The sequence below is a fragment of the Bartonella sp. AA56HLJMS genome, assembly GCF_042197145.1.
Lineage (GTDB): Bacteria > Pseudomonadota > Alphaproteobacteria > Rhizobiales > Rhizobiaceae > Bartonella.
Map to the genome: position 1 here is coordinate 19,783 of NZ_JBHIRL010000018.1, position 9,762 is coordinate 29,544.

Below are 9,762 nucleotides of genomic sequence, written 5' to 3' on the forward strand. Positions count from 1 at the left end.
AGTCTATTTAGAACAAAGAATACATTGATTATTTTGAAAAAATCGAGGGGCTTATGAATCATGAAATGGATAAAGAAAAAAATTATGGGAGCAGCTGAACCTGTGGAATTTAAAGGTAAAAAAGTTTATCAGGGAGATGAGCTGTTTGAGCCTGAAACAGTTTCTTCTTGGAAAGAAAAAGGACAGATAGTAACAGGTACAAATGTGGAAAGAATGGTATCAGGAAGAGCTCCTATTGGAGTCGATTGTAGGCCTATTATGTTATATCCTATGACACAAGAAGGTCCTATGGCTGAGGTTCTCTACTCATTTTATCAAGACAAGAGTTTTGTTGCGCCTATGAAGCCAAAGGAAAATTTTATCAGAAAAGTTATTTGTTGGATTTCAAAAAAAGACTCCTCAGCAAGAAAAAAGAAAAAGTAATTATTGCAAATATTGGAGTAATGACACTAAAAGGCGCTCTCTAAGCTTTAATGATCATCCCCTTTAATTATATCATATATTGTAAATGCGAGATGATTGCACAGAGACAAATGAGAAAAGAGCTCCTTCAAGAAAACATCCTTTATATTCTATCAATGTAATCCAAATTCCATTGGCTATAGTAGAGAATATTGATCAGTAGAAACACTCATTATGAGTAAAAACACACTGTGACTTATGGAGAAAAATTTATGAAAAGTTATACTTTATCGGATGTTGCACAATATATTGATATGCATAGTCATGCTATTAATTTTGGTACTAAAGATAATGCCCCTGATGATGTACGGATTAAAACAGCTGAGAACACTCTCGATTTACAATTTACCTCTTCCTATAAGGGTTTTTTAAAAAATTATGGAGGCGGAGAAGTTGGAGGTGAAGAAATATTCAGTATTTATGAAATCTGTGCAGGTATTCCTGCTGGTGATATTGTTTACCGAAATTTGCTTGATAGAAGAGATGGCTTTACGGACCCCAAACAACTTGTTATCTGCACAACTGATTTTGGTGAAACCTTTTATTTTGATTATACGCAGTTTCGGGATGGTGAATGCCCACTCTATCTCAAGTATACATCTGAAGATTCCGAATATTACGCAAGTAATTTTTATGAATTTCTCTGTAAAAGAATTAAAGAGTATGCAGGGGAAAATTCATGAAAACCTATACCTTAGATGATGTTATACAACTAGTTGATAATAGGATAATTGCGATTTATTGCCTGTTATGAAAACATCTCAATAGAAACTGACAATTATAGAGATGAGAAAAATACCTTTTAATAGACCTATGTCAGTGTTGTCAGTTCTTTTTAGCCCCTATGGCATTTTTTTAAATGAGAAAAAATTAAAAACATTATATTTCAATATGTTATTATTTTAATAACACAACTCATATCAATAGTACAATCTTTAAAGATAACCAATGATGTGAGTTGATTAAAACTTGTCAGTTTGTGTCAGTAAATTGAACTGATAACTAGATTATTTTAGTGAGTAATTAGTGCGTGTCTTATGAAAAGCGTATGAAAGTAAAAACTGATTACGTTATCAAAATCCCTTTTATGAATTTTTATAAGTTCATTTGAATAGATAAACTTATGATTTTAGAGAATGATTACAACGTGCTTTATGAAAAGCATATGATCCTTTAAGCCTTTCAAAAGATAGCTTGTAACTCATAAGAAATGCTATCAAGACCATTATGGTTATGAGTTTTGGAGGTTTAGGGGTTTTTGGGGGTTTTGGAGGTGCTTTTTACGCCCCCCCTTTACATATTTTTCAATAAAAAATAAAAGTCATTATATTTCAATATATTAGCATTTTAGAGATACAATCTATATTAAAACACAACCTATAAATACAACCAACGGTATATTTTTGAAGGTATTTTGAGGGTGTGAGAAACCTTCAAAACCTATAAGTAATATAAGAAAATGAATATATATAACTCTCTTTAAATAAAGCTTTTGAAAACAATAAAGCACTCATTTTAGATTACGGTATAATCTTTTAAAGGCAATGTAAAAAATCTAATTCACTTTAAGATGGGATTTCTTATAAGCCTTAAAGCAATCCAAAGTACAGTGTTAAAAAGTGCAAATGCTCTTTTTTAGAATAACGCATATAAACACTCCTTTTAGAGATTGTATGTAAGCAATGTATAAAGGGGGTATAGGAACCTATAGCTATAAGACCTTATACCCCTTGTAAGGTTATCACACTCATTATGTGAGCATGCTTTTAAGTTATTCAGTTTCTCTTAATACCAAATTTGGTAAGTTCTTAACGATTTTCATGGTTTCTAAACTTACGGTAATAACCCTCTGAAATAACTCTAGAGGGTAGGCAGGGTTGCCAATGGTTTCAACAGCATAGCGATTGGCATCATTGACAATGCCACTCTTTTTATCAGTCTTTACACATTGACGCCCCATAACCCATTCAAGAGCAGGTTTGCCATTGACGATATACTTATAAGCTTCAAGAGGGATATCTGTTATTGTGATATTGCTATTATAAAAAACAGTCGATTTATCCTTTTCCTTACTATTCTTAATTTTTGCGAATTTCATTTCAGTTACATAATAGAATTTTTCCGGATTAGAGATCTCTGTCTGTTTTGGATTACCCTTTTTAAAGGTTACTGGATAAGGTTTTACATCTTCATAATTCACATGCAAATGACCCAGTTCACGCCCTGCTGTTACAAATTTCCAAAAGTCATCAGCACTCTTTACACACGGGATACGAGGCAATTCTTTAGAGAGGTTATCAGCATAACGGGCACGATAATCTTCCGAATGAAGTATACCGTAAACATAATAGAATAGATCATCCTTAGTGATTTTTTCATTAGGATAAGCTGCTTTAAAATGTGCTAATCCCGCATCTGTAATGGCATCACGGCGTTGTAAATCAGCATTGTTGCTTTTTTCTATAGAATTCGTAAATAAATGTGACTGGTTATTATCTTTAGATTTTAAGGAGGTAATATCTTCATAAAAGTATCTTGGAAAGCATTGACCTGTATCTATTGCGTGAAGGTTAGGTAAATCCTTACTCATCAAAACAGAAAATCCACTTCTTGCTCCTACGCCTGTAACTTGTATTACCTTATTTTTTACCGCTTTCCCTATAGAGAATTGTAAAACTCTCTCATTAAAAATGCGATTGTAATAAAGCCACTGTTGTGTAAAAGGGCGATAGAGGCTTTGAATAAGGTATTTATCTTCAAATTCGAAAATCTTTCCACTAATTAATTGTTGTTTAAGAGAACGACTCCAACTGATTTTTTTAGCATCTGAATTTACAAAATTATCTACAATTTTTGTACGTGTTTTACAGTCAGTGTGATAAATATCATTAAAACGTTTCACTTCACTATTATAAAAATTAATCATATTACGCATATTTTTAGCTAAAGCTTCACGGCTTGAGTTATATGCCCACGCATCACGGCTAGTTGAGATACCACAAGAAAACGTTTTAAAGAGCTTTTTATTATGTCCTTTCTTATCTCCTAAAGCTAGGAATGTTTCGAAACTCTCATCACGTTGATGTATCCAATCACCATGCTTATCTGGTGCAATTACTTGCCAGCCCTTTTTATCCGTAATGCCACCAACACTACCAAAACATTCCAGAGCTGTAAATTTTTCTTTTATCGTACGATTATTACCAATATCATGATAGTAAATTTTACAAGGTCCAATAGCATTGGGATTTTTAATAAATAACGTTACCGCAATACCAGTCATACTACCATTGCCGAAAACATTTTCACCTTCTTGAGCAACTCCATTGCTTAACATATTTTTGCGAAGATCTCCTCGTAAATTGAGTACGTAAATACTGCTAAATTCTTTGGCTAAAGATTTTCGTAAACCATCCATTGTAGACTTTTCTATGTAACCAGAACCAGAAACAAAACCGATTACTCCAGCATTATCAATACGATCACTAGCCCAGCGAATGGCACGAATATAATTATCATATAGATTTCGTATAAGATTTGCATTTGACTGAGCGGCATAAGTTTCACGAATGCGGTCATCTAATATCGGATAAGGTGTATTCTTTGCATTATCATTAGCACTTTTTTGACCTGTTGAATAAGGAGGATTGCCAAAGATAACTTCAATATTCATCTTCTTTTGATGTTCTAAATATTCACTGTTTTCTTTAAACAATTCCTGTAGTAAGTTCTTCTCTTCAAGCATCCGAAACGTATCGGTTAAGCCAATATGTTTAAAAGGAATATACTCTCCTTTCATAAGACTATGATACGTCGATTCAATGTTAATCGCTGCTATGTAATAGGCTAAGAGAACAATCTCATTGGCATGGATATCATGACGGAATTTGTATTCCATATCCTCTGGTTTGATCAGTTTAGATTGTAACAGCCGCGTGATAAAAGTACCCGTTCCGGTGAAAGGATCAAGGATAGAGACACCCCGTGATCCCAAGCTTTTTCCAAACTCTTGCTCTAAAACATCATTAACGGAATGAATGATAAAATCAACAACCTCAACGGGCGTGTAAACAATTCCAAGCTTATCCGTGGTTTTCTTAAATGCCTTGGCAAAAAAACTTTCATAAAGCTTGATAATAAGATTCTGTTTTGCATGAGTTTCTGTAATCCCTGCTGTACAGAACATGACACTTTTGTAAAATTGATCAAGATCTTTCGTTTTCTCTTCGATATTTGTTTTATCCAGTGCCGTTAAGATCTTATCCATGGCTTGCGAAATGGCATTGTTCTGTACAAATTCATTACCGTCAAATAAAGCTTCAAACACGGGACGCGTGACAAGATGTTGCGCTAACATCTCAATCGCTTCCTCTTGCTTGATTTCACTGTTGACGTTGTTCTTTAATTCCTTATGGAATGCATCAAAGGCCTGAAAGGCTTCACTCTTTTCATCGGAAATCATATCTTTAAGATGATTGATATGGTTTTGAGCAATCTCAGCAACATTGTTCGCCCATATGCCCCAATAATCCGTGATTTTAAAACTATCCAGAAAAATGGCTTTGACAAAATCAAAAAATTCAGAACGGCGGAATAGGTCTCCTTGTCCTCCAGATACCGATTGAGATTTGCTTTCTGCTGTTCCAATGACACGTCCAGAACTTTCTGTTTTGGATGGTATCGAGATCTCATCAACCGTTGTGGTAAGCTCTTTTAATTCATTGGCTCGTTTAATCTCTATAATTTCAATCGTATGGCTGCTATCTTGTCCTAAAGACATCTGATTAATTGTCCGAGCAAGCCTTTCGTCATGAGAATGTAAAGCATGCAAAACTTGCCAAACAACACGGTATCTCTTATTGTTTTTTAAAGCCTTTTTGGCTTCTAAGTGTGAAGGAATGATAATGGGTAAAATGATATAGCCCGTTTTTTTATTTGGAGCACGACGCATCACACGCCCTACTGCCTGTATCACATCCACTTGGCTATTGCGCGGGTGTAAAAACATGATGGCATCAAGAGCAGGGACATCAATCCCTTCTGAAAGACACCGAACATTGCTTAAGATCCGACAAACGTTTTGACCCGCATCTTCTTTAAGCCAATCCAATTCCTCATTGCGTTTTTTGACGCTTTGCGTTCCGTCAATATGTCTTACTTCACAGTTTAGAAAGGGAACGGTTTGAAGGAAATCATCAATATGAGATTTGATAATTTTATTAAAGAGCTTTGTTATATATTGAGAGGTATTGATATCTTTGCAAAAAGCTAAAGCACATTGCATGGGCTCTGTATCATCATCATCAACAGCCGCTTGCTTATCTATTTTGGTAAGTGCTCTATAACAGCCAATAATTTTTGCCGCATCATCTAAATCAATTTCACGGTTTTCATTGGCAATAATCTCCTGTATGGCTGGTGTGATATAGGTTTCATTAATACCCAAGACCACAATCTTGTAAGGAGTTAAAAGTTCATTATCGACAGCTTCCGCGAAGGTATAATGATGAAGTTGTTTGCCATAAAGGGTTTCATCGTCCATAGATGCCAAAACAGCATTGATCTCATCCGCCCGCCTTTTAGCAGTGTCACTAAAGATACGCGGCGTTGCTGTCATATACAGACGTTTTTTGCCCCGAATGATGCTGTTATCGTGAACCTTGATAAATTCAGATTCATTGTCTTCAGTTCCCAATGAAGCCCCAGTTGTTCTATGGGCTTCATCACAAATGATCAGATCAAATTCAGGTAACCCATGGTCTTTTTGTGCATCCGAAAGCACTTGGATAGAATGGTAAGTTGAAAAGATAACCGTCATTGCATCTGCGAGGTTTTCACAAGCTTCTTTAGCAAGGGCTTTCGCATCTGTTGTAGCAGGGAGAACAAGATCTGATGTTTCCATACCAATAATATCATCTTGGTTTTTACGACGCTTGCCTACTTTTGTATCCGAACACACGGCAAAGGAACGCAACGGGACTTGTGCATCGGCTGTCCATTCACGGATTGTTTGCGAGACTAAAGCCAGAGAAGGGACCAGAAACAAAACACGCTTGCCTTTCCCAGCAAGGGTTTCTGCTATCTTCAAACTGGTGAAAGTCTTCCCCGTACCACATGCCATAATCAGCTTGCCACGATCTGCTTCTTTTAAACCTTCACAGACTTTCTTGATGGCTTCTTCTTGATGGGGACGAGGCTCTTTTGTTGATTTCAGAACAACTTCTTTTTTCGTTGCAAATATTTGCCAGTCTATACGACTGTTTTCCATATGACGAAGGTCAATACGATAAACGGGTATCGCTTGTCCTTTAATCATGGCATTCACATTGTCACTTAATTCCACTTCTGTGCTGTCAACGAGAAGTCGATATTTAAAGATGTCTTTTCCAGAGGCAGCGATAAAGCTATCAATATCTTTTTTACTGATCTGATGGTCTGCTCGATAAAACTTACATTGAATAGCCACATAGCCCTCTTGATTGCGAAGCTTGGCAACCAGATCAATGCCGATATCATTTTTATTCCAACCTTCACGCTCTTTAGCCCATTCATAATAGCTCTCAACTTTTTCATATCGTCCATAATGGAGAGGGTCATGCATAAGATATTTTGTCACAAAATCTTCAAACACTTTCCCCCGTAGAGCATTTGATGTTGCCTGTTCACGATAGGATTGTAAAAGGGAGCGTAAAGTGAATTGTTCATTATCATACTTAATAGATTGAAGCATATTGTAATAAAAATCCCTTACCTTATGAGATGATTAATATTTATCAAAAGAATCAAAACGAATTAAATTAAATGCACTTAAAGCAAATAACGATAAAAAAGGGAAAAAAACTGCTAAAAAAGCCGATATTTTTTTCAAAAGGGGTCTTTAAGGCTGCTTATCAACAGCCCATGACATGGAATAAGATCAGCAAAGTAGTGAAATTTGCTATTCATTTCACGTATTCATCAAGATAAATGTACTACGTTCTTTAAAATATCAGAATGAGTATTTTGATAGGTTTTGTCTGTTTTTAAAACCCCCAAAACCCCTACAAAACCCTCTTAGATATATATTAAAAATTGTATTTATGTGTTATGTTTAATATAGGTTGTTTATTTGAAAGATTAACTTATTGAAATATAATAACTTTTATTTTGTATTAAAAAATATATATAAAGGGGGGGGTAAAAAGACCCCCCAAAACCCCCATACCCCCCCAAAACTAATGATGGGAAGTGCTTTAAAGGTTCACTGTTATATTGTTTAATGTTTTATAAGATTTCCAAATTGCCTCAGTGTGATGTCTTATGACTTTTCACTAAAGGGTGCCATTCATAACGTATGGTAGGTCGACCGCCTTGGGAGTTATTCTCTCCAGAGATTTCACGAATATAGTTACAACGACATAAAAGCTCTAAAGCTTGCTTAACGGTTTGATTGTCTGTTAAATATTTCCAATCACGTTTATAAACATCCCTTGCTGTAAAAACATCGGGTAAACAATCACAGCGTTCAACAATTAATTTTGCACGCTCTGCTGTTAATGTATCCCCCGCCGCATAAAGTCTTTTGACATGACTTAACAGATATTTTTCCCAACGCAAGGCTGTTGTAATGGCATAGAGACCAATTTCTAAACCACCACTATCAAGAAGTTCAAAAATTAACGCAAGGCTTGCTATGGTCTTTGGCATTTTTAAAAGATGCGATTGTAAGCTTTCTGAGTGAGTACCTCCTTTTGCCTCTTTATGAAGATGCTCGAACCATTCATAAAACTTCACTTGTGCTTTAGGAGAAAAACGCATAATCAGTGGTTGTTCGGGAGAACCTAAGCGTTTATCACGAAAAGAGCGAAATACCCCTTCATACTTTTGCCAGACCTCTTGATTGGGCGGTTTATCAACCAATTGCCACTCTTTATTGTCATCGGGCCAGACAATCATTTGAAAGCGTTGCAATAAACCGTCATCGTTTATTCCACGGTGTATGGCTTGAATGAGCGGAATAATGCGTGAAGGTTGAATGCCTCCAATCATGGATAAAGTGACATAAGGGATAAAAATGGTTCCACGCTCTATACGGTCATAAGTAAATTGATCATCGCCATTAAAAGCTGTTAAATAAAAGGCGCGGTCTGATTGATATTCCTTTCTTTCTAGATTGGCTAAAAAGCCAGCCAATTCATCACGCACCATTAAGAGACCACGGGGGTTTTCTTTTAAGAGTTCCCCAAGCTTTTCAACAGACACATCATTGACAATAGTGTCATCTTCATTTTTACGAGTAGAAACTAAGCGGTGTGCAAAGTGCATTATGCAATCATATTCGCAATATTAGAAAAATAATAATTTATCATTATTTACTGATACGGAGCGCAGTATTGTAGAAAATAATTTTCTTCAATTACAAAATAAATAAAAATACAGTTGATTAAGGAAATTTTTTCTTTGTATGGAGCACACGTAAAATACGCACAACGCCATTTGAAATATCATAAATCATGATATAATTTGGATGTACAATAAGTTCACGTGTATTTACAATTCGTCCTAAACGACCAAGGGTAGGAAATTTAACAAGTTTTTCTACTTTTTCAGATAAAAGTTGATCAAACTTTAAGGCAGCGGAAGGATTATCTTGTGATATGTATTCACGTATCTTTTTGCGGTCAACGTGTGCTACTTGTGTCCAAATTAGCTTCATAAAGTTGATCTATCTAGTTTACTTTGTGTCTTTAAGCGCCATTCTTTTGCTTCTGCTTCGATTTCTTCAGAAGACATTATATCACTTGCATTAGCAGAATTTATCCCTAATTGAACTTGTTCCCGAAACCATAAATCGTATGCACTTTTTTCTTTTTGTTCTTTTACGATATCGCGCATATAATCGCGCAATAATTGTGCACCAGATCTATCACACGCCTTTGCTGCTTTGGAAAATTCATTTTTTAATACATCATCGACGCGAAAGGTAAATGTTGTCTCAGCCATTTTACGACCACTTAATGTGTTACAAAGTAGTTCTAATGTAATGTATTTTTACTGTTTCTTCAATAGGTACTATTAGAATAGATATTTTATATCTATTTTGCATTTTCATAGGGTTGAAAGAGAAGCCCATAAATTAACGGGCTCTGATAACAACCCAGACAGCAGAGACAGCCCCGTTTCAATGCCTTCACAAATAACCAGATGTTTTGGATTGGCTTGGCTTAAATGCACCCCACCACCCGTTACAGATCCCAACATGGCTTTTGCTGGTTTCTGATCTGTTTTGCAGCCATTGTCTTTTAAAAAGGTTCTATGAAT

Annotated in this window: 5 protein-coding genes and 2 pseudogenes; 2 read left to right on the forward strand and 5 right to left on the reverse strand. The window is 35.5% G+C overall.

Translation table 11 applies throughout. The features are described from left to right. Positions 1-60: 60 nt before the first annotated feature. Both ACFINI_RS08185 and ACFINI_RS08190 read left to right on the forward strand, forming a co-directional pair. The gene (locus ACFINI_RS08185) at positions 61-423 is read left to right on the forward strand and encodes an HNH/ENDO VII family nuclease (protein WP_375630439.1); all 363 of its coding nucleotides are present in this window, start codon (positions 61-63) and stop codon (positions 421-423) included. Between the two features lie 251 nt (positions 424-674). Continuing rightward, entirely contained in the window at positions 675-1,145 is a 471-nt protein-coding gene (locus ACFINI_RS08190) for an SMI1/KNR4 family protein (RefSeq protein ID WP_375630440.1), read from the forward strand. Positions 1,146-2,233: 1,088 nt separating this feature from the next. Here the strand turns inward: ACFINI_RS08190 and ACFINI_RS08195 are convergent. The 5 genes and pseudogenes from ACFINI_RS08195 to ACFINI_RS08215 all read right to left on the reverse strand — a co-directional run. Beyond that, positions 2,234-7,192: a DEAD/DEAH box helicase gene (locus tag ACFINI_RS08195; protein ID WP_375647588.1), complete on the reverse strand. Its 4,959-nt coding sequence runs from the start codon at positions 7,190-7,192 to the stop codon at positions 2,234-2,236. Positions 7,193-7,746: 554 nt separating this feature from the next. Beyond that, positions 7,747-8,745 (reverse strand): annotated as a pseudogene (locus ACFINI_RS08200) (DUF3987 domain-containing protein); the annotation flags it as partial. Between the two features lie 139 nt (positions 8,746-8,884). Then, positions 8,885-9,157 (reverse strand): type II toxin-antitoxin system RelE/ParE family toxin, encoded by a 273-nt coding sequence (locus ACFINI_RS08205; RefSeq protein ID WP_375610964.1) that lies wholly within the window; start codon positions 9,155-9,157, stop codon positions 8,885-8,887. Next, the gene (locus ACFINI_RS08210) at positions 9,154-9,444 is read right to left on the reverse strand and encodes a CopG family ribbon-helix-helix protein (protein WP_375610963.1); all 291 of its coding nucleotides are present in this window, start codon (positions 9,442-9,444) and stop codon (positions 9,154-9,156) included. Before ACFINI_RS08210 ends, ACFINI_RS08205 begins: the two co-directional genes overlap by 4 nt. A 105-nt stretch (positions 9,445-9,549) precedes the next feature. Then, positions 9,550-9,762 (reverse strand): annotated as a pseudogene (locus ACFINI_RS08215) (virulence-associated protein E); the annotation flags it as partial.